Origin of the sequence: Streptomyces sp. NPDC051211 (assembly GCF_040689505.1) — a bacterium.
Classification (GTDB): domain Bacteria; phylum Actinomycetota; class Actinomycetes; order Streptomycetales; family Streptomycetaceae; genus Streptomyces.
On the sequence record NZ_JBFBAV010000008.1, the window covers coordinates 99,186 to 125,403 of the forward strand.

Below are 26,218 nucleotides of genomic sequence, written 5' to 3' on the forward strand. Positions count from 1 at the left end.
GCCTGATGGGGTCAGGGCAGCGACCAGATCCGGGTCGTGATGACGTAGAAGAACAGCGCCCAGAGCACGGTCACCGCGGCGACGATGCCGAGGCCGACGAGATTGGTCTTCGCCACCGGCTGGTCCGGTGGCGGCCACAGCCACCGTTTGAGCAGCCGGTTCACGTAGTACGGCATCGTGAAGAAGCTCATGATGAAGCTCGACAGCAGGTTGCCCACGAGCAGCCCGAGCCAGAGCGGCATGCCCAGCGGATGCAGGGCGAGCGTCAGCAGCACGACGGTCGGGTACAGGCCGACCCAGACGGCGAGGGCCGTCTTCGTTTCGGAGGGCGGCGGCGCTTCCCTGCCGTTCTCCTCGAAGGCGAACCAGCTGCCGAACGAGTTGTCGATCGTGCGCAGTTTGAAGTCGTCGAACCTCTCCCCTTCGGCGAGGATCTCCCGTCGCTCGGCGGACGTCAGCCAGGCGTCGAGGTGTTCGGCGTTGTCGTAGCGGTACAGGGTGGTCCATTCGTCCTGGAGGCCCTCGACCGGGCGGAAGATCTCGGTGCCGCGGAACCCCTCGAACCTGCTCTCCTCCTGGCTCATGCGGCGCTGCCAGTCGAGGAAGTCGTCGATCTGGTGCGGGGGGACGCGGTGGGTCACCACCACGGTGACGAGCGGGTCCGTCGGCTGGGTGCCGCCACTGATCACCTGCTGGGTCGCGGGGCCGTCGAAGTACTTCTCGCCGATGTCCAGGAGTCTCTGCCTGGTCGCGCCGTTGATCCACGCCTGGAGATGGGCGATCGAGTCGAAGCGGTAGACGACCACCCAGTCGGGTTGCAGGCCGGTCGGCGGGGAGATTTCGGCGCCGAGGTGCCCGGGGTATTCGGCGGCAGCGGCGTTCACGCGCTCCTGCCACTTCTCGTACTCCCGCTCCATGCCCGGGCGGACCTTCCGGCCGATGATGACCGTCGCCGCGGCGTCCTGCTGCTGTTGTCCGGTGGTCATCGTCTCGGGCCCGTCCGCGCCGACTGGCTCTCGTTGAGCCGGCTGTAGATCCGTTCCGGGGTGAGGGGCAGCTCGCGGTAGCGGATGCCCGTGGCGTCGCGGAGCGCGTTCGCCAACGCGGGGGCCACCGGGTTGATGCAGCATTCCGCCATTCCCTTCGACCGCATGGGCCCGGCGGAGTCCGACGAGCCCACCAGCAGCAGGTCGGTGCGCGGGACGTCGGCGTAGGTGGGGATCCGGTAGTTGCGGAGGCTCGGGTTGGCCATCACGCCGTCCGCGTCGACCTGGTAGTTCTCGGTCAGTGCGAATCCGATGCCCTGGGCGACGCCGCCGTCCACCTGGCCCCGGACCTGCTCGGGGTTGACGATCACACCTGCGTCGGCGGCGTGGACGCTGTACAGGACCCGGATCTCGCCGGTCACCCGGTGGACGGCGATGCGGAACCCCTGGGTGTTGGAGGTGACGCTGCGGGGCGAGCCGTAGGCCTTGCGGGCGGCGGTGAAGCGGATGCCGCGCGTCCGGGCCAGGGCGACGAGTTCGGCCAGCGCGACGCGCTCGTCCCCGCAGACGACGTCCTGGTCGTCCATCGAGCACATCACGAGGTGGACACCCGTGTGCATGGCGGCGAACTCCAGGATGCGGTCGCGCACCGCGTTGGCCGCCCGCAGCACGGCGTTGCCCGCCACGAACAGTCCGGCGCTCGCGAAGGCGCCGGTGTCGAATCCGGTGCGGTCGGTGTCGGACTGCACCAGGCGGATCCGTGCCGGCGTCGTACCGAGCTGGTTGGCCGCGATCTGGACGTGCGCGGTCGACGTGCCCTCACCGAATTCGACGGTGCCGACCGCGAGTTCGTACACGAGGTCGTCGCCGAGCGTGATCCAGGCCTCGGAGATGTGCTCGGTCGGGGGCGCGGTCTCGTGCAGGGAGCTCGCGACGCCGGCCCCGACGAGCCACCCCGGTCCGGGGGACGGCTGATCGGCCGTCCGGGCGAGCGCGCCGGCCACGAGGTCGATGCACTTGGCGAGCCCGTCCTCGTTGAACATCACGTCGTCCGGGCCGTCGTGCATCGCGACGAGCGGATCGCCGGAACGCACGATGTTGCGGCGTCGCAGCTCGAACGGATCCAGGTGCAGGGCGAGGGCCAGCTCGTCCATCGCCGATTCCACGGCGAAGGCCGGCTGCGTCATTCCGTAACCGCGCAGTGCACCGCTCGGAACGGTGTTCGTGTAGACGGAGTAGGCGTCGTACTTCTTGTTGGGGCAGCGGTAGATCATGACGGCGGCGCCGCCCGCGAACAGCGTCTCGCCGCCGTGGTTGCCGTAGGCGCCGGTGTTGGACACGTTGCGCACCTGGAACGCCGTGAGCGTGCCGTCCGCCTTCGCGCCGAGCTTGACCGTCAGCTTCATCGGATGCCGGGGCGAAGCCGTGGTGAACTCCTCCTCGCGCGTGTACTCGTAACCGACGGGCCGCCCGGTGTCCAGGGTGGCGAGTGCGGCCAGATCCTCGGAGATGACCTCCTGCTTGCCGCCGAAGCCGCCGCCGACCCGCTTGCAGAAGACCCGCAGCTGGTCCGGGCGCAGCGCGAACAGGTAGGACAGTTTGACCTTCGCGATCGACGGCGACTGGGAACTGGTGCGGACGTTCAGCCGGCCGTCCTCCATCCAGGCGATCGAGCCGTGCGTCTCGAGGTGCGCGTGCTGCACGCGCGGCGAGACGTACGTGCCCTCGTGGATCACGTCGGCCGCGGCGAACCCCGCGTCGACGTCGCCGATGTGCGAGTGGATCTCGAACAGGAGGTTGTGGACGCTGTCGCGGACGAACGGGTCCTCCGATTCGTGCAGTTGCGGCGCTCCGTCGGCCATCGCCTCCTCGGGGTCGAAGACCGCGGGCAGCACCTCGTACTCCACGGCCAGCTTCCGGCAGCCCTCCTCGGCCGCCCCGACCGTGTCGGCGAGGACGGCGGCCACGCGCTGGCCGACGAAGCGGACCGTGTCGTCGAGGATGTAGGTGTCGTCGGGATCGACGAGGTGGTCGGTGTGGATCGCCGTGGTGAAGCGTCTGCGCGGCACGTCCTCCCAGGTGTAGACGCGGTGCACGCCGGGCACCGCGAGTGCGGCGGTCTTGTCGATCGAGACGATCCGCGCGTGTGCGTGGGGCGAGTGCAGCACTTTGAGGTGCAGCATGCCTTCCATGCGGGTGTCCATCGTGAACTCGGCCCGGCCGGTCACCACGTCCTCGGCCGCCGGCGCGCCGACGCTCGTTCCGACGGCCTTTCCCGGTGCGGCCGTCTGCACGGCGGAGAGGCCCTTCACGGCGTCCTCGATGGCCCGGTAGCCGGTGCAGCGGCAGAGGTTGCCCTTCAGGGCCCGTGGCAGGTCCGCCTTCTGCTCCTCGGTGAACGTCGCCGAGGTCATGATCATCCCTGCGGTGCAGAACCCGCACTGGAACCCCGGGGCGTCGCGGAACCGGCGCTGCATCGGATGCAGGTTCCCGGGTGAGCCGAGGCCCTCGATCGTGGTCACCTCACGGCCTTCCGCGCGGAACGCCGGGGTGATGCAGCTGTGCACCGGACTGCCGTCCAGCCACACCGTGCACGCGCCGCAGTCGCCCGCGTCGCAGCCCTTCTTGACGCCGAAGTGGCCGAGTTCGCGCAGGAAGGTACGCAGGCACTGGCCGGGCTCCGGCTCCTTGTCGAAGCTCCTGCCGTTCACGAGGTAGGTCATGCCGGGCCCCCGGTCATGAGTTCGTCGCGGATCTCTTCGGCGAAGTACCGCGTCAGGTGGCGGCGGTGGTCGGGGGTCCCGTTGGGGTCGGCGAACCAGACGTCGGCGGGGATGGCGTCGATGCTCTCCCGCAGGGTCCGGGCATCGGGCATGGTGTCGAATGCGAGGCGAACGGGACGCGTGGTGCCGGCGGTGACGGTGAGCAGCAGATCGCCGGCTCCGGGTGTGTGCGTGCCGATGAGGAACACCGTCGAACGGCCGAGCCGGGTCAGCGTGAAGCGGCGGTGCGCGGCCTGTTTCTTCAGGGCGCGTGCCGGGATCCGGATCCGGCGCAGGATTTCCCCGGGGGCGAGGATGTTCCTGTTGTTCCCGGTCACGAAGTCGAGGGCGTCGACGGTGCGCACGGACCCGTCGGGGGCCCACAGCTCGTACCGCGCCTCGAGCGCGACCGCCAGTGTGATCATCGGGCCCGCGGGCAGGGACATGCAGATGTTTCCGCCGACGGTGGCCGAGTTCCAGACCTTGAACGAGGACAGGAACGCCTCGCAGGCCGTCGCCAGGAGGCTGCCCGCGATCCAGTCGGGCGGCGGCGTGAAGGCGTACAGGTCGCGGATGGTGCACGTCGCGCCGATTTCGAGGCCCCCCTCGCTCTGGACGAGGGGATTCCAGTCCAACGCCGTCAGGTCGATCAGGCGGCAGAGGCCCGGCTGCTCCGCGGAGAACAGCCATGTCCCGCCGGCGAGCCAGGCGTCGCCCTCGCGCCATTGGGCACCCGGTCGGTCGGACGGTCGCCGGACGACCTCGGTGATGGTGTTGAGGTCCATGGGAATCGATCTCCCTCACGACCGTCTGCCACCTCAAGCCGTTCCAGCGTATCGCCGAACGGGCCGGCCCGCCTCGCACGCCGAGGGGCGTCCGGAATCCGGACGATTGTGTCCGGCGTGTGAACTCTTGCGCGCGGCCGCCGAGCGGGGCGATTGCCAACTGACCTGACACCAGGGCGAGTTGAGGACCCACCGGGCCGCAGGTCAGACGGGGCGCAGGGGGGCGGGAGGGGCGCGGCAAGGGTTTTCCCCGTATCGGGTTCATCTCCGCTTTGCCTAATGTCTGCCCACCGGCGAACGGTTTCGGCCGTACACCCCCTCGCCGGTACACCTCCCACACCGCACCAACCGGTCGCCCCGGCCTGCCCGGAAACGGCCGCGAAAGGGTACAGCGTGCACGCATCCAGACGTCGGCTCATATCCGTGGTGGCGATGTCCGCCACCCTGCTCGGCGGTACTGTCACCACCTCGATGGCCCTGTCCCACCCCTCCGCCGCGCCGGGCCTGGTCCCGTCCGCCGCCACGGCCGCGTCCGTTCCGCAGCCGTCCGCGCCGGTCGAGAACCTCATCGTCGGCTACAAGTCGACCGCCTCCGAGGCCAGCTCCAACACCGCGGCCGAGGCCGACGCCAAGGCCAAGGGCAAGAAGGCCGGGGAGACCGTCGGGTTCGAGCGCCGCCTCGGCACCGGAGCCGCTCTCGTGGACCTCGGCGGCACCCTCGCGCCCGCCGAAGCGGCCGACGTGATGGCCCAGTTCCGCGCCGACCCGGACGTCGCCTACGTGGAGCCGGACACCCGCGCCTACGCGCTGGCCACGCCGAACGACACCGAGTACGCCAAGCAGTGGGACCTCTTCGAGGCCACCGCCGGCATGAACGTCCCGGCCGCCTGGGACACCACCACCGGTTCCGGCGTCACCGTCGCCGTCATCGACACCGGCTACGTCGCGCACTCCGACCTCGCCGCCAACGTGGTGGCCGGCTACGACTTCATCTCCACCTCCTCCGCGGCGCGCGACGGCAACGGCCGCGACAGCAACCCGGCGGACGAGGGCGACTGGACCGCCGCCGGCGAGTGCGGCATCGGTTCCAAGGCGAGCGGCTCCTCCTGGCACGGCACCCACGTGGCGGGCACCATCTCCGCCGCCACCAACAACGGCAAGGGCGTCGCCGGCATCGCGTACGGCGCCAAGATCCAGCCGGTGCGCGTGCTCGGCAAGTGCGGCGGTGCCACCTCCGACATCGTCGACGCCATCACCTGGGCGTCGGGCGGCTCGGTTCCCGGCATCCCGGCCAACGCCACCCCGGCCAAGGTCATCAACATGAGCCTCGGCGGCTCGGGCACCTGCGGCACCAGCTACCAGAACGCCATCAACGCGGCAGTCGGCCGGGGCACCACCGTGGTCGTCGCGGCGGGCAACAGCAACTCCGACGCCAGCGGCTTCTCCCCCGCCAGCTGCAACAACGTCATCAACGTGGCAGCCAGCAACCGCACCGGCGACCGGTCCTACTACTCCAACTACGGGTCGATCATCGACATCGCCGCCCCGGGCGGTGAGACCCGCCGCGCCACCGACACGCCCGGCACCATCACCACCCCCGAGAACGGCATCCTCTCCACGCTGAACTCCGGCACCTCCACGCCGTCGGCCGAGAACTACAAGCCGTACCAGGGCACCAGCATGGCCGCCCCGCACGTCGCGGGTCTCGCCGCGCTGATGAAGTCGGCCAACACCGCGCTGACCCCGGCCCAGATCGAGTCCGCGATCAAGACCAACGCCCGTCCGCTGGCCGGCACCTGCACCGGCGGCTGCGGCGCCGGGCTCGCCGACGCGGCGAAGACGGTCGCGGCCGTGACCTCCGGCCCGGTCACCCCGGCGTACGAGAACACCACGGACGTGGCGATCCCGGACAACGCGGGCGCCGTCTCCTCCTCGATCACCGTCTCCGGCCGCACCGGCAACGCGCCGGCCGCCCTGAAGGTGAACGTGGACATCAAGCACAGCTACCGCGGCGACCTGGTCATCGACCTGGTCGGCCCGGGCGGTGCGGTCAAGCGCCTGAAGAGCTCTTCGGGCGACAGCGCCGCCAACGTGCTCACCACCTACACGGTCGACGCCTCGGCCTGGCCGGCGAACGGCACCTGGCAGCTGCGCGTCCAGGACGTCGCCGCCGCCGACACCGGGTACATCGACTCCTGGAGCCTCGGCTTCTGAGTCGCCCCGCACCACGGCCGTGCCCCCCACGCACACAGAGGCCGCCACCCCCCACAAAGGTCCGGACCTGCCTGACCAATAGGTCCGGACCAACTCAGCCCGCGGGCCTGCCGATTCGTCCCATGACGGCAGGCCCGCGGGTCTTTCCGGCCGTCGGCTGATTTCTGCGTCACAATCCGGGTCCCGTACGCCCCCGACCTCGTATTCTCGCGCTCACAGGTGAGGCACAGGAGCGGGGCGCGAGAGGCTGGTGGCTGTGCGTGGCGGCGACGGGGAACGCTGAGGCGACCGTCGGACACGGTGAACTGATCGAGACGGTCGACCACGCACTGACCACGCGCGGCCGGGCGATCCTCACCGGCCCGACCGGAGCGGGGAAGACCGCACTGGCCGGCGCCGTGGCCGCCACCGCCGAGGCCCGCGGCGAGACCGTGCTCCGGCTGGCCCCCGAGGCCGCCGACCGGCTCATACCCGAGGCGAGCGCCGCGGCCCTGCTCGCCTCCGTGCCCTGCGCCGTACTGGAGCGGCTGGCCGGCCCGCAGCGCACCGCCATCGCCCTGCTGCGCCGCGAGACGGACGCCCCGCGGGCCGGCCGCGACGACGTCGCACTGCGCCTCGCGGTCGTCGAGGTGCTCCGGACCCTCGCCGCCGCCGAACCGCTGCTGATCGTGCTGGACAACGCGCAGTGGCTGGATCCGGAGAGCGCCGGCCTGCTCCGGTTCGCACTGCGGCTGACCCCGCCCGGCGTCCGGCTGCTCGCCGCCGAATGCGCCCGCGGCGGCGCGCCCGTCGCCGAGGCCCTGTGCGGGCCCGGCGCCCGTGCCGTACGGGTCCCCCCGCTCGGCGCCGACGAGGTGGCCGAACTCCTCGTCCGGCACGGACTGCCCGCCCGGCTGGCCGGCCGGATCCACCAGGCCAGCGGTGGCAATCCGCGGCTCGCCCTCGCCCTCGGGCACTCCCTCGCCGAGGCCGGGGACGGCTGCGCGCACCACGCCGACACCCTCCCGGTGTCCGGTCTGGCCCGGGAGGTCACCCGGCGGCTGCTCGCCGAGGCGCCGGCGGACTCCCACCGCACCCTGCTGCTGGCCGCCCTCGCCGCCCGGCCGACGACCGCCCTGCTGCGTCGGGCCGGCCGCCCCGACGCGGAGGCGGAGCTCGCCGAGGCCGAGCGGGCCGCCCTGGTCACGGTGGGGCAGGACGGCACCGTGACGTTCACCGCCGGGGCCCTGCCCGCCGCCCTGGCCGCGGACGCGGGCTGGCCCGAGCGGGCCTCCGGGCACGCCGCGCTGGCCGCCGCCGTCGACGATCCGGTGCAGGCCGTCCGGCACCGGGCGCTGGCCGTGGAGCTCCCCGACGAAGAGCTGGCCGCCGAGATCACCGAGGCCGCGGCGGCCTGCCGGCGGCGCGGCAACCGGGCGCTGGCCGCCGAGCTCGGGCTGCTCGCCGCCGAACGGACCCCGGTGGACCGGCCCGCCGCCGAACTGGCCCGGCTGGTCGCCGCCGCCGAGGACGCCGGCTGGTCCGGGCGGGCCGATCTGGCCCGGCGGGCCGCCCGGGCCGTGCTGGCCCGGGACGCCGCCCCCGCCGACCGGGTGCGGGCCCGGCTCGCCGTCATCGACGCCGCCGGCCAGGCCCTGGCCGACCTCGACGAGACCTTCGCGCACGCCATGGCCGACGCGGCCGGCGATCCCGCGCTGCTGGCCGCCGTACAGCTGCGCATCGCGACCAAGCTCAACCTGAGCGACGGGGACCCGGTGCGCTCGCGGGACGCCGCCGCCGAGGCCGGGGCGCTCGCCGCGGCCGGCGGGGACCGGGTGGCCGAGGCGATGGCGCTGACCGTACGGGCCCGGATGGGCCGGATCCTGGGCGACACGGACGCGGAGGAGATCCTCGCCGAGGCGCTGGCGCTGCCCGCTCCCGAAGTGCCGCTGGGCATGCGGAACGCGCCCCAGTACCTGGCCGTGCGGCACGCCCTGTTCGACGACCGGCTGGCCGACGCCCGCGAACAGCTGCTGGTGCTGCTGCCCGCGGTGGAGCGGACCGGGTCCGCCGAGGACGTCTTCGAGGTGCTGCGCAGCCTCACCGAGATGGAGCTGCGGCGCGGGCGGTGCGCGGCGGGCACGGCACACGCCCGGCGGGCCCTGGAGCTGACCATCGAGGCGGGCCTGTCCCCCGGGCCGGCCTGGTACCTGGCTGCGATGGCGGAGTGCATGGGCGGCAGCTTCGCGCGGGCCGCCGGATACGCCCGGCGGGGCGTGCAGGCCTCGGAGGAGGAACGCGACCAGGTGTTCCTGTCCCGCAGCCTGTACGCGCTGGGGCTGGTGGAGCTGGCCACCGGGGAGGCCGCGAAGGCGGTGGCGACCCTGCGCCGGGTCGCGGAACTGGAGGCCGCGCAGCAGGTGGTGGACCCGTCGGTGCTGCGCTGGCACGGGGAGCTCGCCGAGGCGCTGGTGGCGGCGGACGCCCCGGCCGAGGCGGCGGCCCTGCTGGCGGAGGTGCGGGCGGTGGCGGTTCGGCTCGGCCGGTCCGGGGTGCTGGCCGCGCTGGACCGGGCGCAGGGGCTGCTGGTGGCGGCGGCCGGGGACGCGGATGCCGCGGTCGCGCTGCTGCAGGCCACGGCGGACCGGTTCGAGGAGCTCGAACTGCCGTGGGAGCGCGGGCGGACGCTGCTGGCCCTGGCGCGGGTGGAGCGGCGGCGGCGCCGGCGGGCTCCGGCCCGGGCCGCGCTGCAGAGCGCGGCGGAGGTGTTCGAGCGGGCCGGTGCGGTGCCGTGGGCGGAGCTGACCCGGGAGGTTCCGGCGCGCGGTGGGCGCGTGTCGTCCCCGGGACGGGGTCCCGGGGACGACCTCGGGGTGCTCACCGAGGCGGAGACCCGGCTGGCCGTGCTGGTCAGCCAGGGGGCGAGCAACCAGGAGGCGGCGGCGAAGCTGTTCCTGAGCGTGAAGACCGTCGAGGCCCGGCTGACGCGCATCTACCAGAAGCTCGACGTGCGTTCCCGGGCCCAGCTGGCCACCGCCCTGCGGCTGCGCTAGCGGCCGCCGCCCCAGGGGTCCGGCTTCTCCGCCTCGACCGGCTGGAACGGTTCGACCGGCAGAACCGGCTGGGCCGGCTCGGTCTGCGCGCACTCCTTCCAGGCGAAGTGGTAGACGGTGCTGAAGCTGCCGTCGGTGGAGTCCATGGCCATGAAGCTGTTGGTGTTGACGGTGTCGGAGCCGCCGCTGTCCACCCTCAGTTCGGTGTTGATGTTGAAGTTGCGCTTCTCGCCGCAGGGCGCGTAGGCGAGGGACTGGACCGGGGTGGTGTCGCTGACCTGCCAGTTGCCCTGGAGGGGGCCCGGGAACCTGTGGCTGCGGCGGGCCGTGCTGGACATGCCCTGGAAGTAGTAGCCGGCCTGCTGGGTGCCGACGGCCCGGTCCTGGAGGCTGGCGAAGCCGCGGTAGTCGACCTTGGCGATGGCGTAGGTGTAGCCCTGCGGGACGTTGACCCGCAGGCCGATCTGGCAGTTCTTGCGGAAATCGGTGGGCTTGGCGTCCTTGCCGACCTGGGCGAGGTACTCGCTGTAGGTGACGGTGAAGGCCGAGTTGTCCGGGGCCACGTCCACGGAGGTGCTGCCGGGCCGGCAGCCGGAACCGTTGACGGAGGCGAGGTCGATGGTGACGTTGCCTTCGGGGCCGGGCCGGGGGGCCGGGTGGGGTGCGGCGATCCCCGCCGTGGGGGTGAGAGCGGCGGCTGCGACGAGTGCGGCGGTCGCGCCACCGGTGAACAGCGTTCTGAACACCGAGGTCCCTTCCGTTCGTTGTGCTGCGCGGGTTGCTGGTCGCGCGGCAGTCACATGTACCGGCCGTACTACATCATCATGTGATAAACCGTTACGTATCCCATGCCGGGCGGCAGGCCGCGACCACCCGCTCGGCCCTGGAGCCGGACGGTGTGGGCGGCGGGCGGTACGTTTCCGGCATGGGGATGAACGAGGGGCAGCAGGGCGCGGCGGAGGCCCGGAGCGAGGTGGCGGTGGCCTACCTGGCCCTGGCCGAGGGGGAGCTCCGGCACGCGGCCCGGCATCTGGGTACGGCGCTCGCGGCCGATCCGGTGCTGCCGGAGGTGCACGAGGCGCTCGCCGAGCTGGCCGCGGCCGCCGGCGGGGCCGAGGCGGCACTGGCGCTGTTCCCGGAGGACGAGCCGTACGCCGGGAACGTCGCCTGCGCGGCCCATCTGCATGCGGCGGCCGGCCGCTGGGACGCGGCGGTCGACCGCCTCGGCGCGCTGATCGGCGCTCAGCCGGAGCGCGGCTGGGCGCAGGCGGCTTGGCTGGCCCGGCCGGATCTGACCGGGCTGGTCTCCCCGGAGGCCCTCGCCCGGGCCGCCGCCGCGGTGGCCGGCGGCCTGCCGGACGGGCCGCTGCCGGCCGGTCTGCGGGAGGCGCTGCGGCCGTTCTACACGCTGGTACGGGAGGTGCTGGCGCGGCACCCGGAGCACGCCCCGCTGCTCACCCTGGGCTCCGTGCTGGCCCGCCGGTTCGGTGAACCGACCGAGGCGGCCCGCTGGGCCGAAGCGGCGCTGTCCGCCTGCCAGGCGGAGGTCGCCCGCGACCCCTCCGACCTGGAGCGGTACGTGGACGTGGCCGAGCTGTACCGGCGCACCGGCCGGCCGGCCGAGGGGCTGCCCTGGCTGGACCGGGTACTGGACATCGATCCGGGGCATCCCGTGGCGGGGGCCGCGGTGCACGCCCTGCGCCATGCCGCCGAGGGCGGCGGAACGGTCCATCTGCTGGCCCTCTCCGACCACCTGAGGGACCATCCGGACCACGGCTACGCGGCGCACCTGCTGGCGGAGCTGTGCGACGGCGAACCGTGGCTCGGGCACGTGCACCCGGCGTCCGAGGCGAGCGTGGGCGTCCTGCACCGGATACTCGCCGACCCCGCCGGCTCCCCCGGCCACGGGATCGAGCTGGTCGGATCGCACCTCGAGCCGCCCAGCACGGTCCTCGCGGTCCGGATGGGGCTGCCCCGCTCGGACATCGCCTACAAGGCCGTGCCGCTGCCGGACCCGCGGCTGCCCCAGCACGAGGTGGACACCCGGCTCTGGGAGTTCGACGGTCCGGCGGCCCGTCCGGCGCTCGCCCCGCCGTCCCGGCCGGCGGCGGAGCTGGTGCGCCAGGTCGCCTCGGTGGGCTGGGACGCGCCGGGCGCCGCGTACGACCACGCCGTACGGCTCTCCGGCCTGTCCCTCGGCGACCTGCTGGCGGTCTGCGTGCATCCGCCGCTGCCGCGGGACAGCGAGCAGGGCGCCTATCTGCTGGGCCGGCAGCCCGAGCTGTGGGTGCGGGCGGTGCAGACCTTCGCCTGCCTGGGCATCGCCCACCACCATGCGGACGAGCCCTGGTCCGGGTCGCGGCGCCGGTCCGTCCTCGTCGACCTGCTGTTCGGGCCGGAGGACTGGGTGAACGAGGCGGCGGGGTTCGCGCTGCTCGCCTCGGCGTGGGCGGATCCGGCGGCCCGGGAGGAGGTGGGGGTGCTGCTGACGGACCGGATGACGGCGGTGGGGCTTGCCTGGCAGGAACGCGATGCGACGATCCTGGCGTCGCTGTGCCGGCTGGTACTGGGGTGTCCGTGGCTGGACCGTCCCGTCCGCGAGGCGGCTGCGCGGATGCTGGCGGCCACCGCCGCGGCGGGCTGAACCCCGCGGAGATACCGCCGGTGGACCGGGTGCGGCGCCGTTGCGGGGGCGCTGCCCCCGAGCCCCCGCGCCTCAAACGCCGGCGGGGCTGAACGGCTCACGCACCCGCCGGGCCAGGAGCAGGGCCACGTCGTCCTGGGCCGGGTTCGGGGGGAGGTCGGTGAGGACGCCGTCGCAGATGGTGTCGAGCGGGCGGTCGAGGAGGACGAGGGCGCGGGCCAGTTGGCGCATGCCCTGGTCGAGGTCGCGGTGGCGGGACTCGATGAGGCCGTCCGTATAGAGGGCGAGGAGGCTGCCGGCCGGCAGCGGGACGTGTTCGGAGCGGAAGGAGTGCGCACCGGTGCCGAGGGGGGTCCCGGGCGGGCCGTCGAGGAAGGAGACGGTCCCGTCGGGGGTGACCACGGCCGGGGGCGGGTGGCCGGCCCGGGCGATCTCGCAGCCGCCGGTCGCCGGGTCGTGGACGGCGTACACGCAGGTGGCCATCTCGTCCTCGCCGAGCTCGGCGACGATGTCGTCGAGGGAGCGGAGCATGTGGACGGGCGGGACGTCGTGCCGGGCCAGGGTGCGGACGGCGGTGCGGAGCTGGCCCATGACGGCGGCGGCGTGGATGCCGTGGCCCATGACATCGCCGATGACCAGGCCGGTGCGGCCGCCGGGCAGGCTGATGGCGTCGTACCAGTCGCCGCCGACGTCGTGGTCGCTGGCGGGCAGGTAGCGGCCGGTGAGTTCGAGGCCGGGTACCTCGGGCAGGGCGTTGTTGCTGAGGCTGCGCTGGAGCGTACGGGCGGCCTCGCGCTGGCCGGTGTACATGCGGGCGTTGTCGATGTTGAGGGCCGCGCGGGCGACCAGTTCGTCGATGAGGAGGCAGTCCTGTTCATCGAACGGCTCGCGGCTGAGCAGCCGGGTGACCACGACGGCGCCCAGGGACCTGCCGCGGGCGACGAGCGGGATCAGCCGGGCGGAGCCGATGCGGCTGCTGAGGTAGTCGCGCAGGCGCTCGGCGCGGGGGTCGGTGATCAGGGCCGGGATGTCGGAGTAGGTCAGGTTCATCGGGCGGCCCTGGTCGATGACCCGTTCGTACACGGAGCCCAGGGGCAGCTGGAAGGTCATGCCGGCGGTGAGTTTGGCGGTGGGGGCGGAGGAGTCGGGGAAGGTGGCGGCGAGTCTGCGGACCAGGCCGTGTTGTCCGGTGCCGGCCTCGTCGGGGGCGAGGACTTCCTCCAGCATCTGGACGTCGGCGGAGTCGGCGAGGCCGGGGACCAGGACCTCCACGGTCTCGCGGGCCGTCTGGTACAGGTCCAGGGTGGTGCCGATGCGGGTGCCCGCCTCGGCGAGCAGGGCCAGGCGCTGGCGGGCCCGTCCGGCCTCGACGAGGGCCTGCTGGCCCTCGGTGATGTCGATGATGGAGGCGATCAGGCCGAGGATGCGGCCCGAGTTGTCCCGCAGCGGGGCGTAGGAGCAGGACCAGGTGCGGTCGCGGCCGGGGTCGGCGGGGGTGCGGCCGGTGCGGCGGGTGTCTATCACGGGCGTACCGCGGTCGAGGGCCTGCCGCATCATCGCCTCCAGCGCGGTGGCGTTGATGCCGGGAGCGACTTCGGAGAGGCGTTTGCCCAGGTGGTCGGCGGCCGAGACGCCGTTCATCCGGGCCAGGGCCTCGTTGACGCGGAGGAACCGCAGGTCGGTGCCGAGGGTGGCGAGGCCGATGGGCGACTGGGTGAAGAGGCTTTCGAGGGCGGCGAGGGAGTCCCGCATCCGCAGGACCTCGGTGGTCTCCACGGCGATCAGCAGCGCGCCGGGGCGGCCGTCCGGGTCGGTGGCGGGGACGATCCACATCTCCATGGTCACCGGGTGGCCGTCGCGGTGGCGGGCGGAGAGGGTGCCGACGACGGTTTCGCCCTCGTGGACGCGGCGGGTCAGGTCGTCGGCGAGTTCCCGGTTGCCCTCGGGGACGAGGAGACCGGCGGCGGGGCGGCCGAGGATGTCCTCGGGGAGGTGGCCGAGGAGGTCCTGGGCGGCCAGGGACCACTCCACCACCCGCCCGTCCGCGTCCTCCTGCCAGAGGGCGATCGGGAGGATCTCGCTGAGCACGCCGGCGTAGCCGACGGCGCGCTGGGGCTGCACCGGCGCCTCGCTCGCCCACTGATGTGTGTCCAAGGCAACGACCTCACCCCGAGGGGGTACATTCCGCTCAAAACACCCTATAGGAGAGGTCACTCGGCGGCGCTCGTAGCGCCCGGCGAGGCCCCAGGGGGCAGCATGGAGGGGTGACCGATACGCCGGAGCCCAGGGGGCTGCTCGACGTTCTCGGCGTCGCGGCGGTGGTGCTCGACGCCGAGGGACGGATCCGGTTCTGGAGCCCCGAGGCGGAACGGCTCTTCGGCTGGAGCGCCGCCGAGGCCCTCGGCAGGTTCGCCGGGCGGCTGCTGGTCAACGAGGAGCACCTTGAACTGGTGGTACGGCTGTTCCAAGAGGTGCTGGAGAGCGGCGAGAGCTGGGCGGGGGCCTTCCCGGTGCGGATGCGCGACGGCGGCACCCGGTTGGTGGAATTCCGGAACATGCGGCTTCAGGACACCTTCGGGGACTTCTACGCGCTCGGCATCGCCGCCGACCACGCCACCGTCCAGCGGGTGGAGACGGAGCTGGCGCTGTCCGAGCGGCTGGTCTCCCAGTCCCCCATCGGACTCGCCCTCATGGACACCGAGCTGCGGTACGTGCTGGTCAACCCCGCCCTGGAGCGGATCAACGGCCTGCCGGCCGAGAAGCACATGGGCCGCCGGATCCGGGAGACCCTGCCCTTCCTCGATGTCGATGCCATCGAGCAGACGCTGCGCCGGGTGCTGGAGAGCGGGGTGCCGCTGGTCGACCAGTTCACGGTGGGGCGCACCGCGGCCCATCCGGACGAGGACCATGCCTGGTCGGTGTCGTTCTACCGGCTGGAGGGCCCCCGGGGCCGGGTGCTGGGCGTCGGCGTCTCGGTGGTCGACGTCACCGAACGGTACCGCTCGGCGACCGAGGCGGACCGGGCCCGCCGGCGGCTGGCGGTGATCGCGGACGCCTCCGCCCGGGTGGGCACCACCCTGGAGGTGGACCGGACCGCCCACGAACTCGCGGAGGTGGTGGTGCCCGAGCTGGCCGACGTCGCGGCGGTGGACGTGCTCGACTCGGTGCTGTCCTGCCGCCGGCCGGGCGCCCCCGAGAGCGGACCCGAGCTGTTCCGCGCCCTGGCGGTGAAGGCCGCCTACCCCACCGAGGCGCTGACCGCCGCCGACCCGGCCGGTGAGCTCGCCATGTACGGGGCCGACCGGCTGGTCACCCGCTGCGTGCACACCGCCCGGCCCGTCATGGTGGCCGAGGTCGGTACGGAGGACCTGGCGGACATCGCCCGCAGCCCGGAGGCCGCCGCGCAGCTGGAGCGCGCGGGCGTCCACTCGTACCTGGCCGTGCCGCTCATCGCCCGCGGGGAGGTGCTCGGCGCGCTTGACCTCAAGCGGGCCCGCAATCCGCTGCCCTTCGACGAGGACGACGTCCTGCTGGCCACCGAACTGGCCGCCCGGGCCGCCGTCAGCATCGACAACGCCCGCTGGTACCAGAGCGTGCGCAACTCGGCCGTGACCCTCCAGCGCAGCCTGCTGCCGGGCCCGCCGCCGCATCCGCCGGGCCTGGAGATCGCCTCCCGGTACCGGCCCGCGCACGGCTCCAGCGAGGTCGGCGGGGACTGGTACGACGTGATCCCGCTGGCCGGCGACAAGACCGCCCTGGTGGTCGGCGACGTGATGGGCAGCGGCATCGACGCCGCCGCGACCATGGGCCGGCTGCGGACCGCCACCTGCGCCTTCGCCGACCTCGACCTCGACCCCGACCAGGTGCTCCGGCACCTCGACAAGATCACCTCGGGCCTGGAGCACTACATCGCCACCTGCCTGTACGCCGTCTACGACCCGGGGCGCGGGCGGTGCCGCATCGCCAACGCCGGGCATCTGCCGCCCGTCCTGCTGCGGGCGGGCGGCGGGGCCGAGCTGGTGGACCTGCCGACCGGGGCCCCGCTCGGGGTCGGCGGGATCCCCTTCGAGACCACGGTGGTGGACTTTCGCCCCGGCGACCAGCTGGTGCTGTACACCGACGGGCTGGTGGAGACCCGCCACGACCCGATCGACGAACGGCTGGACGCCCTCCTCGCCCTGCTGGACGACCCCGGACGCTCCCTGGAGGAGACCTGTGACCTGCTGCTCGACGCGCTGCGCCGGGACGAGGAGTCCGACGACGTGGCCCTGCTGATCGCCCGGAGCCGGCCGTGAGTCCCCGGGCGTGGTCGCGCAGCGTGGCCGGGCAGGTGTTCGCCCTGCAGGCGGTGATCGTGCTGGTGCTGGTGTCCGCGGCCCTGCTGGCGCTGGTCTTCCAGGCACGGCACGACAGCCAGCGGGACGCCCGGAACCGGTCGCTGGCCGCGGCGGAGGCCTTCGCGCACGCCCCGGGCCTCGAGGAGGCCCTCCGGTCGCCGGACCCGACGGCCGCGCTTCAGCCCCGGGCGGATGCCGCCCGGCGGGCCGCCGGGCTCGACTTCATCGCCGTGATGACCACCGACGGGATCCGGTTCACGGACTCCCGCCCCGAGCTGATCGGGGCGCGGGCCTCCGGCGACCTCGCACGGGCGGCGGCCGGCGAATCCTTCACGGAGGTCTTCCGGGGCCAGCCGAGTGACGCGGTGCGGGCCGTGGTGCCCATCCGGGGCGAGGACGGCAAGGTCATCGGGCTGGTCGGCACCGGAATCGAGATCGAGAACGTCGGGGACGTGGTGGAGGACCAGCTGCCGCTGCTGCTCGGTGCGGCGGCCGGCGCCCTGGTCCTCGGCACCGGCGGGGCCGCGCTGGTGAGCCGGCGGCTGCGCCGGCAGACCCGCGGTCTGGGCCCGGTGGAGCTGTCCCGGATGAGCGAGCACCACGAGGCGGTGCTGCACGCGGTGCGCGAGGGCGTGCTGATCATCGGGGCGGACGGCCGGCTGGTGCTCGCCAACGACGAGGCGCGGCGGCTGCTGGACCTGCCGGACGAGGTCGAGCAGCTGCCGGTCACCGGGCTCGGGCTGCCGCCGCGGATCGCCGCCCTGCTCGCCTCGGGGCGGATCGCGACGGACGAGCTGCACCTGGCCGGCGACCGGCTGCTGGCCGTGAACGTCCGCCCCACCAAGCAGTACGACGGGCTGGCCACCGGCACGGTGGCGACCCTGCGGGACTCCACCGAGCTGGCGGCCCTGTCGGGCCGGTCCGAGGTGGCGCGGAGCCGGCTCCGGCTGCTGTACGACGCCGGGGTGCGGATCGGCACCACGCTGGACGTGGTGCGGACCGCCGAGGAGCTGTCGGAGGTCGCGGTGCCGCGGTTCGCGGACTTCGTCACGGTGGAGCTGCTGGACCCGGTGCTGCGCGGCGAGGAGCCCTCCGGGGTGTACACCGAGATGCGGCGGACGGCGCTGAGCGGGGTCCGGCCGGATCCGCCGCTGCAGGCGGTGGGCGACCTGATCCGGTTCGTGGTGCCGTCCACGCCGATGGCGGCGGCGCTGGACGCCGGCCGGGCGGTCCTGGAACCCGATCTGACCACCGCGACGGGCTGGCGGGCCCAGGACCCGCCGGGGGCGGCCGAGAGCCTGGCGTACGGCATCCACTCGCTGATCTCCGTGCCCCTGCAGGCCCGCGGGGTGGTGCTGGGGATGGCGAACTTCTGGCGGGCCGACACGCCCGAAGCGTTCGTGGAGGAGGACCTGTCCTTCGCCGAGGAGCTGGCCGCGCGGGCGGCGGTCTCCATCGACAACGCGCGCCGGTTCACCCGGGAGCACGCCATGGCGGTCACCCTGCAGCGGAGCCTGCTGCCCCGGGTGCTGCCCGAGCAGAACGCGGTGGAGGTGGCGTTCCGGTACCTGCCGGCCATGGCCGGGGTGGGTGGTGACTGGTTCGACGTGATCCCGCTGCCCGGGGCGCGGGTGGCGCTGGTGGTCGGCGACGTGGTCGGGCACGGGCTGCACGCCGCGGCCACCATGGGCCGGCTGCGGACGGCGGTGCACAACTTCTCCACGCTGGACCTGCCGCCGGAGGAGCTGCTGGGTCATCTCGACGAGCTGGTCGGGCGGATCGACATGGACCAGGCGGAGGCCCGGAACGGGGGCGCGATCACCGGCGCCACCTGCCTGTACGCGATCTACGATCCGGCGTCCGGGCGGTGCGCGGTGGCCCGGGCCGGGCATCCGGGTCCGGCCGTGGTGCACCCGGACGGGCGGGTGGAGTTCCCCGAGGTGCCGGCCGGTCTGCCGCTGGGGCTGGGCGGGATGCCGTACGAGTCGGCCGAGCTGGAGCTGGCCGAGTCGAGCCGGCTGGTGCTGTTCACCGACGGGCTGCTGGAGGACCGCGACCGGGACCTGGAGACGGGCCTGGACCTGCTGCGGGACACGCTGGCCCGGGCCGGCCGCAGCCCCGAGCAGACGTGTGCGGACGTGCTGGGGGCGCTGCTGTTCCCGGCGCCGAGCGACGACATCGCACTGCTGGTGGCCGGTACCCGGCTGCTGGCGTCGGACCAGGTCGCGGAGTGGGACGTACCGGCCGATCCGTCGGCGGTGGGGCGGGTGCGGAACGCCGCGTCCGCGCAACTGTCAGCGTGGGGGCTGGACGAGGTGGCGTTCACCGCCGAGCTGATCCTCAGCGAGCTGATCACCAATGCGATCCGCTACGGCGGCGAGCCGATCCGGGTCCGGCTGCTCCGGGACCGGGTGCTGACCTGCGAGGTCTCGGACAGCAGCAGTACGGCCCCGCACCTGCGGTATGCGGCGACCACGGACGAGGGCGGGCGCGGCCTCTTCCTGGTGGCCCAGCTGGCGGAGCGGTGGGGCACCCGTTACACGGGGCGGGGCAAGGTGATCTGGGCGGAGCTGCCGCTGATTCCGGGTGCGGGCGGGGTGGTGCCGATCGTGCCGGGCCTGGCCGACCTGGACGACCTGGAGAACCTGGCGTGGTGAGAGCGCGACAGACCCGGATCGGGTCGGATCGGGTGGGGTCGGGTCGGGTCGCTACGCCCCGTCGGAGACCTGGATGACGATCTTGCCGGCGGTGTGTCCGGTGCGGCTGAGTTCGAAGGCCTCGGCCAGCTTCTCCAGCGGGAAGGTGGCGGCGACCGGGACGGTCAGCTGCCCGCTGTCGGCGAGCCGGCCCAGGGCCGCGAGGTCGTGCCCGTCCGGACGGACCCACATCCACTGGCCGCCGTCCCCGAGGACCGCGGGATCGGCGATGGAGGCGTGGCGTCCGCCGTCGGCGAGCACGGCACGGGTGTAGTCGACGACCCCGCCGACGAAGTCGGCGACGACGGTGACCCCGTCGGGGGCGAGCGCACGGACCCGGTCGGCGAGGCCCTCCCCGTAGGCGACCGGCTCGGCGCCCAGCTCCCGTACCCGGTCGTGGTTGCGGGGCGAGGCGGTGCCGATGACGCGGGCGCCGAGGGCGCGGGCGATCTGCACGCCGAGGGAGCCGACCCCGCCGGCCGCGCCGTGCACCAGCACGGTGTCGGCGGAGCCGGTGCCGAGCCGGGTGAGCAGTTGGTAGGCGGTGAGGCCGGCGAGCGGGAGGCCCGCGGCCTGGTCCCAGTCGAGGGAGGCCGGTTTGGCGGCGAGGGCGCGGACGGGCACGGTGACGTACTCGGCGAAGGTACCGCCGTGCACCCAGTCCTTGCGGGCGTAGGCGATCACCTCGTCGCCGACGGCGAACTCGGGGACGTCGATGCCGACCTGTTCGACGGTGCCGGCGACGTCCCAGCCGGGCACGACCGGGTACGTCACCTCCATCAGCGCGTCCAGCCCGCCGGCCATGATCTTCCAGTCGACCGGGTTGACGGCCGCCCGCCGCACCCGGACCAGCACCTCGCCGGGTCCGTACTTCGGCCGCAGCAGCCGGGCCTGGGTGAGCACCTCCGATCCGCCGTAGGTCTCGTACGTCATCGCCCGCATCGTGTCTTCGGCCATCGGCCCGTCCTTACGGTGTGGCCCCCCGGTGATCCGACCGGTCCATCCCACCACGGCGGTCAGGCCCCGGCGAGCAGGAGGCCTCCCATCGTGAGCATCGTGGCGGCGACCAGCCCGTCCAGCACCCGCCAGGCCTTGGGGGTGGCGAACAGGCCGCTGAGCAGGCGGGCGCCGTAGCCGAGGGTGGTGAACCAGATGAGGCTGGCGAGGGCGGCGCCGATGCCGAAGGCCCAGCGCAGATCGCCGCGGTCGGCGGCGAGGCTGCCGACGAGGAGCACGGTGTCGAGGTAGACGTGCGGGTTGAGCCAGGTCATCGCGAGGCAGGTCAGGACGGCGGCGCCGGCCGAGCCGGCGGTCTTGCCGGCCGTGCTGAGGGCGGCGTCGGGGTCGGGGCGCAGGACCCGGCGGGCGGCGAGGATGCCGTAGCAGATGAGGAAGGCGCCGCCGGCCAGGCCCACGGCGGTGACGGCGGCGGGCCAGGCGGTGACCAGGGCTCCGACCCCGGCGACGCCGAGGGTGATGAGGAGGGCGTCGGATATCGCGCAGATGGCCACCACGGCGAGGACGGCGTGCCGGCGCACGCCCTGCCGGAGGACGAACGCGTTCTGGGCGCCGATGGCGACGATGAGGGAGAGGCCGGTGCCGAAGCCGGCGAGGGCCGCTGGGATGGTTCCGCTGGTCATGGGTTCGAGCGTAGGGACGCACGGATCATGCGTACAGCTAAAGATTCTTACGCATCCTTAGCGATTCTTTGGCCGCTCTGTAAGGTGGGGGTGTGATGGACGAACTTCCGCTGGACCAGGTCCGCACCCTTCTCGCCGTGGTGGACGAGGGCACCTTCGACGCCGCCGCGGCGGTCCTGCACGTGACGCCCTCGGCGGTGAGCCAGCGGGTGAAGGCGCTGGAGCAGCGCACCGGGCGGGTGCTGCTGATGCGTACCAAGCCGGTGCGGCCCACCGGGTCCGGGGAGGTGGTGGTGCGGTTCGCGCGTCAGCTGGCGCGGCTGGAGCGGGACGCCAGGGCCGAGCTGGGGATCGGTGACGGCCAGGGGCCGGCCCGGCTGCCGATCGCGGTGAACGCGGACTCGCTGGCCACCTGGTTCCTGCCGGCGCTGACCCGGGTGCCGCAGGATCCGCCGGTCTGCTTCGAGCTGTACCGGGAGGACGAGAGCCGGACCACGATGCTGCTCCGGGAGGGGCAGGTGATGGCGGCCGTCACCTCCTCCCCGGATCCGGTCGCCGGGTGCTCGGTCCGGCCGCTGGGTCTGGCCCGGTATCTGGCGGTGGCCACTCCCGGGTTCGCCGCGCGCCATCTGGCCGGCCCCCTGGAGCGGGACCTGCCCCGGGCGCCGGTGATCGTCTTCGACCGCAGCGACGATCTGCAGGAGGCGTTCGTGCGCGGCCTGACCGGCGGACGGGCGGGCGCCGGGCCGGTACGCCACCAGGTGCCGTCCTCGGAGGGGTTCCGCGACGCGGTGACGGCTGGCCTCGGCTGGGGACTGGTGCCCGAGCCGCAGGCGCTGCCGGGTTTGGGGTCCGGCGCGCTGACCGCGCTGGCGCCGGACCGTCCGCTGGATGTGGCGCTGTACTGGCAGCAGTGGAAGCTGCACTCCCCCGCGTTGTCCGCGGTGGCGGGGGCGGTGGCGGCCGCGGCCGCCGAGGAGCTGCGGTCAGCCCCCTGAGTGCCAGCTGTAGAACTGGCGGGCCATCGCGTCGCTGGGGCTGCGCCAGGTCTCCGGGTCGTACGGCCTGACGAACGCGGAGAGCTGCTCGCTGATGTCCCGGAACAGCGGGTGGGAGCTGTGCTTGGCCACCTCGGGACCCGGCGGGTGCGGGGTCTCGAACAGGTGCAGGTAGACGTCGCCGAACTGGAACAGGCTGCGGCGGGTCACCCCCACCAGGTGCGGGAGTTCACCGGCGTCGGACTCGGCGAAGACCCGGGCGATGTCGCCCGCCGACTCGGGTGCCATCCGGGCCACGATGAGCGCTTGGTGCATCGGTGCGGCCTCCTCAGACGTGGGCTTCGATCTTGTCCCGGATGAGTTCCAGCTGGATCCGGGAGTTGTGGTTGATGCGGTCGGTCATGCCCGCGTCGTCGAGCGGGGCGCCGGGCTTCATCGCGAAGTCCTGCCGCCAGCGCATCTTGGTGCCGCCGGGGACCTCGGCGTACTCCCAGTGGATGTTCATGTACTCGAACGGTCCGGTCTCCACGCGGCGGGCCTTGACCTGGAGTTCGTCCCGGTTGACGGTGCGTTCGGAGACCCAGCTCCAGACCACCCCGTTCTCGTCCGGGTGCATGGCGAGGCGGAACCGGGTCGTGTCGCCCTCCTCGGCGAGGATCTCGATGGACGCGTACTCGCTGAACAGCCGGGGCCAGTTCGGCAGGTCGTTGGTCATCTTCCAGACCAGGTCCACCGGGGCGGCGACGGTGATCTCGTTGTCGGTGTGTCCGGGCATGGTCAGGCTCCCGTCACGAGGCTGTCGTTGACCAGGTCGAGGAAGGCCCGGGGGGTCTTGCACTGGTCCACCTCGATGGGGAGGGGGTGGCCGTGCCGCTTCTCCAGCTCGGCGACGATGCCGAGCAGCCCGAGCGAGTCCAGGCCGTAGTCCGCGAAGGCGGCGTCGGGCCGGGAGGCGAGCACCGAGGGCTCGACGCTGACGCCGGCACTTCGCTTCATCAGGGTGCTGAGCTCTTCGACGGTGAGGCGTTCGGACATGTGCGGCTCCTTAGCGTGAGGGGGTGCGGAGGACGAGGGCCGAGTTGGAACCCATCAGGCCGCGGCTGAGGACCAGCGCGGTGCGCGGGTTCGAGGCCAGGGCGGCGCCGGTGACCAGGTTGAGGTCGTGGCAGACGTCGAAGATGTTCGGTGTGGGGGGCACCAGGCCGTGTTCGAGGGTCAGGGCGGCGGCCGCCACGTCGAGGGCGGCGCTGCCGCAGTAGGCCCGGCCGGTACCCGTCTTGGGGGCGGTCACGGGTACGGAACGGCCGTGTGCGGTGCCGAGGGCGTCGGCGAGGGCGAGGACCTCGGCCCGGTCTGCCTCGGGGACGCCGAGGGCGTCCGCGAAGACCACGTCGATCTCCTCGGGGGCGCAGCCGGCCTGCCGCAGGGCGCCGGTGATGGCCCGGGCCAGTCCCTCCCGGGACCGTTCCCACTGTCCGGCACCGGTGAAGGTGGCGGCGTGGCCGGCGACTTCGGCGCGCAGGGGGGCGCCGCGGGCGGCGGCCCGTTCCCGGTCCTCCACGATGAGCACGGCGCCGCCCTCGGCGGGGGCGAACCCGCAGGCGGAGGCCGTGAAGGGGCGGTAGGCGCGGGTCGGGTCCGGGTGGGTGCTGAGCTCGGGGTAGCCCAGCTGGCAGACCATCGAGTAGGGGGCCAGCGGTGCTTCGGCCGCGCCGACGAGCACGGTGGGAGTGCCCCGCCGAATGGTCCGGGCCGCCTGGGCGAAGGCGTCGAGTCCGCCTGCCTCGTCGCTGGCCACCACCTGGCAGGGGCCGCGGAAGCCGCCCCGGATGGAGATCTGGCCGCTGGTGGCGGCGTAGAACCAGGCGATGGACTGGTAGGGGCCGACGTAGGTGGGTCCCTGACCCCACAGTTGCTGGAGTTCGCGCTGGCCGAACTCGCCGCCGCCGGAACCCGCCGCGGTGATCACCCCGACCGAGAACGAGTCGTCCTCGTAGTCCGCCCGGCCGAGCAGGGCCTGTTCCAGGGCCATGTCGGCGGCGGCGAGGGAGAAGTGGGTGAACCGGTCGGTCTGGACGAGGTAGCGCTCTTCGACCAGCCCGTGCGGGTCGAAGTCCCGGACCTCGCCCGCGATCCGCAGCGGCAGGTGCTCGCAGCCCTTGCGGGTGATGCGGTCCAGCACGCTGGTGCCCGCCTGGGTGGCCTTCCAGAAGGCGCCGGCGCCGACCCCGTTGGGGGCGACGACGCCGATTCCCGTGATCACCGCGGTGCGGTCGCGGGGCGCCGGTGCTCTTGCGCTCATGCAGTCCTCACCTTCGTCCGGGCGGATTCGGGCGGCCGTGACATGACGACCGCGGACTGGAAGCCGCCGAAGCCGCTGCCCACCGACAGGACGGTGCGCAGCTTCCGCTCGCGGGCGGTGCGGGGGACGTAGTCCAGGTCGCATTCCGCGTCGGGGTTCTCGTAGTTGGCGGTGGGCGGTACCACCTGGTGGAGGAGGGCGAGCACGCAGGCCACCAGTTCGATGGCCCCGATGGCGCCCAGCGAGTGGCCGACCATCGACTTGATGGAGCTCATCGGGGTGTTGTACGCGTGCTCGCCGAGCACCCGCTTGACCGCGGCGGTCTCGTGGCGGTCGTTCTGCTTGGTGCCGGAGCCGTGGGCGTTGACGTAGTCGACCTCGGTGGGGTCGAGGCGCGCGTGGTCGAGGGCGACGGAGATGGCGCGGGCCATCTCGATGCCTTCGGTGGTGAGCCCGGTCATGTGGTGGGCGTTGCCGAAGGTGGCGTAGCCGCCGATCTCGCAGAGCACGGTGGCGCCGCGGGCCCGGGCGTGCTCCAGCTCCTCCAGGACGAGGACGGCGCTGCCCTCGCCGAGGACGAAGCCGTCGCGGCGGGCGTCGAAGGGGCGCGAGGCGTGGGCGGGGTCGTCGTTGTTCGCCGAGGTCGCCTTGATGGCGTCGAAGCAGGCCACGGTGATCGGGGAGATGGGCGAGTCGGAGGCGCCGGCGATGCACACGTCCATCAGGCCCTCCTCGATGGAGTGGCAGGCGTAGCCGATGGCGTCCAGGCCGGAGGTGCAGCCGGTGGACACGGTCTGCACCGGGCCGCGGGCGCCCACGTCCTCGGCGACGGTGGCGGCCAGGGTGGCCGGGGTGAAGGCCCGGTGCAAGTGCGGGCCGGCGGGGTGGTGGTCCACGTCCCACCAGGCGCCCTTGCCGCTGACGGCGGTGTAGTCGTGCTCCAGCCGGGTGGTGCCGCCGACGGCGGTCCCCAGGGAGACACCGGTGCGCCAGGCATCGGCGGCGGCGAGGTCCAGTCCGCTGTGCCGGACCGCCTCCCGGGCCGCGACCAGGGCGAACTGGATGTACCGGTCGCAGCGCGCGAGGGTGTCCTGGTCGAGGCCGTGGTCGGTGGGATCGAAGTCCACTTCGGCGGCGATCCGGGAACGGAACCCGGTCGGGTCGAAGAGGGTGATGCCGCGCGTCGCCGTACGGCCGTGGGACAGCAGGTCCCAGAAGGCCGGGGCGCCGATCCCGCCGGGGGCGACCACGCCGATGCCGGTGACGGCCACCCGGCGGGTCACGAAAGCGCCTCGGACGGGGCCGGGGTGGGGGCCGGTCCGTGGGACGGTGCCGGGTGCCCCTTGCCCGCCGGGTTGGTCTCGGTATCGACGTGGCCCAGCTCGGGGCGGGGAGCCAGCGGGCCGAGGTGGAAGACCATGCGGACCTCCTCGGAGCCGGTGTTGCGGAACCGGTGGCGGACGTTGACGGGGACGAGGAGACCCTGGTCGGGCCGCATCTCGTGGGTGACGCCGTCCAGGTCCACCTCGACCCGGCCGGCCACCAGGTAGATGAACTCCTCCGAGTACGGGTGGTAGTGCTCGGCGATCCACTCGCCCGGCTGGATGAGGGCCAGGCCCATGAATCCGCTGGTCGAACCGACCGAGGTCGGGGTGAGCACGGCGCGCAGGTCACCGCCCCGCCTGCGGTTGGGCTGAGTCTCGCTGAGGTCCACGATGCGTGGGGCGTGCGTGGTCATGGCTGCGTTCCTCCTGGCGGGGGCGGGCTGGGACGGGGATCGGTGGTTCGGGGCCGGAGCCGGCCGGACCGGGACTGGGTCGGG

19 protein-coding genes are annotated in these 26,218 nt (G+C 73.4%); 6 read left to right on the forward strand and 13 right to left on the reverse strand.

What is annotated here, in order from left to right:
- Positions 1-11 precede the first annotated feature (11 nt).
- From AB0447_RS11155 to AB0447_RS11165, 3 genes are read right to left on the reverse strand one after another with little or no spacing between them, the layout of a single operon-like run.
- A complete protein-coding gene (locus AB0447_RS11155) occupies positions 12-986 on the reverse strand; it encodes an antibiotic biosynthesis monooxygenase (protein WP_366476306.1) in 975 nt (324 codons plus the stop codon).
- On the reverse strand, positions 983-3,709 hold the full coding sequence (locus AB0447_RS11160) for a molybdopterin cofactor-binding domain-containing protein (protein WP_366476307.1): 2,727 nt from the start codon (positions 3,707-3,709) through the stop codon (positions 983-985). Before AB0447_RS11160 ends, AB0447_RS11155 begins: the two co-directional genes overlap by 4 nt.
- Positions 3,706-4,533, reverse strand: a complete 828-nt coding sequence (locus AB0447_RS11165) for an FAD binding domain-containing protein (RefSeq protein ID WP_366476308.1) — start codon at positions 4,531-4,533, stop codon at positions 3,706-3,708. Before AB0447_RS11165 ends, AB0447_RS11160 begins: the two co-directional genes overlap by 4 nt.
- 432 nt (positions 4,534-4,965) lie before the next feature.
- Between AB0447_RS11165 and AB0447_RS11170 the strand changes: the two genes are divergently transcribed.
- Together AB0447_RS11170 and AB0447_RS11175 are read left to right on the forward strand one after the other, a co-directional pair.
- Positions 4,966-6,747: a S8 family serine peptidase gene (locus AB0447_RS11170; RefSeq protein ID WP_366476403.1), complete on the forward strand. Its 1,782-nt coding sequence runs from the start codon at positions 4,966-4,968 to the stop codon at positions 6,745-6,747.
- A 260-nt stretch (positions 6,748-7,007) separates the two neighbouring features.
- On the forward strand, positions 7,008-9,779 hold the full coding sequence (locus AB0447_RS11175; RefSeq protein ID WP_366476309.1) for a LuxR family transcriptional regulator: 2,772 nt from the start codon (positions 7,008-7,010) through the stop codon (positions 9,777-9,779).
- On the opposite strand, the gene AB0447_RS11180 is transcribed toward AB0447_RS11175, so the two are convergent.
- The gene (locus AB0447_RS11180) at positions 9,776-10,525 is read right to left on the reverse strand and encodes a DUF4360 domain-containing protein (protein ID WP_366476310.1); all 750 of its coding nucleotides are present in this window, start codon (positions 10,523-10,525) and stop codon (positions 9,776-9,778) included. The genes AB0447_RS11175 and AB0447_RS11180 overlap by 4 nt on opposite strands.
- A gap of 179 nt (positions 10,526-10,704) precedes the next feature.
- Between AB0447_RS11180 and AB0447_RS11185 the strand changes: the two genes are divergently transcribed.
- The gene (locus AB0447_RS11185) at positions 10,705-12,423 is read left to right on the forward strand and encodes a hypothetical protein (protein ID WP_366476311.1); all 1,719 of its coding nucleotides are present in this window, start codon (positions 10,705-10,707) and stop codon (positions 12,421-12,423) included.
- Positions 12,424-12,495: 72 nt separating this feature from the next.
- Here the strand turns inward: AB0447_RS11185 and AB0447_RS11190 are convergent, their stop codons facing one another.
- Positions 12,496-14,577, reverse strand: coding sequence for a SpoIIE family protein phosphatase (locus AB0447_RS11190; RefSeq protein ID WP_366476312.1), 2,082 nt, complete (start codon positions 14,575-14,577; stop codon positions 12,496-12,498).
- A gap of 110 nt (positions 14,578-14,687) precedes the next feature.
- Between AB0447_RS11190 and AB0447_RS11195 the strand changes: the two genes are divergently transcribed.
- Positions 14,688-16,718: a SpoIIE family protein phosphatase gene (locus tag AB0447_RS11195; RefSeq protein WP_366476313.1), complete on the forward strand. Its 2,031-nt coding sequence runs from the start codon at positions 14,688-14,690 to the stop codon at positions 16,716-16,718.
- Positions 16,715-19,417 carry a SpoIIE family protein phosphatase gene (locus AB0447_RS11200; protein ID WP_366476314.1) on the forward strand — a complete coding sequence of 901 codons (2,703 nt, stop codon included), beginning with the start codon at positions 16,715-16,717 and terminating at the stop codon, positions 19,415-19,417. The genes AB0447_RS11195 and AB0447_RS11200 overlap by 4 nt, the downstream gene beginning before the upstream one ends.
- A 51-nt stretch (positions 19,418-19,468) precedes the next feature.
- Here the strand turns inward: AB0447_RS11200 and AB0447_RS11205 are convergent, their stop codons facing one another.
- Together AB0447_RS11205 and AB0447_RS11210 are read right to left on the reverse strand one after the other, a co-directional pair.
- Positions 19,469-20,398: an NADP-dependent oxidoreductase gene (locus AB0447_RS11205; RefSeq protein ID WP_366476404.1), complete on the reverse strand. Its 930-nt coding sequence runs from the start codon at positions 20,396-20,398 to the stop codon at positions 19,469-19,471.
- Between the two features lie 74 nt (positions 20,399-20,472).
- A complete protein-coding gene (locus AB0447_RS11210) occupies positions 20,473-21,096 on the reverse strand; it encodes a LysE/ArgO family amino acid transporter (RefSeq protein ID WP_366476315.1) in 624 nt (207 codons plus the stop codon).
- Between the two features lie 95 nt (positions 21,097-21,191).
- Between AB0447_RS11210 and AB0447_RS11215 the strand changes: the two genes are divergently transcribed.
- Entirely contained in the window at positions 21,192-22,094 is a 903-nt protein-coding gene (locus AB0447_RS11215; protein ID WP_366476316.1) for a LysR family transcriptional regulator ArgP, read from the forward strand.
- Here AB0447_RS11215 and AB0447_RS11220 read toward each other — a convergent pair.
- The 6 genes from AB0447_RS11220 to AB0447_RS11245 are packed head-to-tail and all read right to left on the reverse strand — an operon-like array spanning position 22,083 to position 26,134.
- Positions 22,083-22,409, reverse strand: a complete 327-nt coding sequence (locus tag AB0447_RS11220) for a TcmI family type II polyketide cyclase (RefSeq protein WP_366476317.1) — start codon at positions 22,407-22,409, stop codon at positions 22,083-22,085. The genes AB0447_RS11215 and AB0447_RS11220 overlap by 12 nt on opposite strands.
- Before the next feature lie 13 nt (positions 22,410-22,422).
- Positions 22,423-22,869 carry an SRPBCC family protein gene (locus AB0447_RS11225; protein ID WP_366476318.1) on the reverse strand — a complete coding sequence of 149 codons (447 nt, stop codon included), beginning with the start codon at positions 22,867-22,869 and terminating at the stop codon, positions 22,423-22,425.
- Positions 22,870-22,871: 2 nt separating this feature from the next.
- Positions 22,872-23,129 carry an acyl carrier protein gene (locus AB0447_RS11230; RefSeq protein ID WP_366476319.1) on the reverse strand — a complete coding sequence of 86 codons (258 nt, stop codon included), beginning with the start codon at positions 23,127-23,129 and terminating at the stop codon, positions 22,872-22,874.
- 10 nt (positions 23,130-23,139) lie between these two features.
- Positions 23,140-24,396, reverse strand: coding sequence for a beta-ketoacyl synthase N-terminal-like domain-containing protein (locus AB0447_RS11235; protein WP_366476320.1), 1,257 nt, complete (start codon positions 24,394-24,396; stop codon positions 23,140-23,142).
- Positions 24,393-25,679: a beta-ketoacyl-[acyl-carrier-protein] synthase family protein gene (locus AB0447_RS11240; RefSeq protein ID WP_366476321.1), complete on the reverse strand. Its 1,287-nt coding sequence runs from the start codon at positions 25,677-25,679 to the stop codon at positions 24,393-24,395. The genes AB0447_RS11235 and AB0447_RS11240 overlap by 4 nt, the downstream gene beginning before the upstream one ends.
- The gene (locus AB0447_RS11245) at positions 25,676-26,134 is read right to left on the reverse strand and encodes a cupin domain-containing protein (protein WP_366476322.1); all 459 of its coding nucleotides are present in this window, start codon (positions 26,132-26,134) and stop codon (positions 25,676-25,678) included. Before AB0447_RS11245 ends, AB0447_RS11240 begins: the two co-directional genes overlap by 4 nt.
- Positions 26,135-26,218 lie beyond the last annotated feature (84 nt).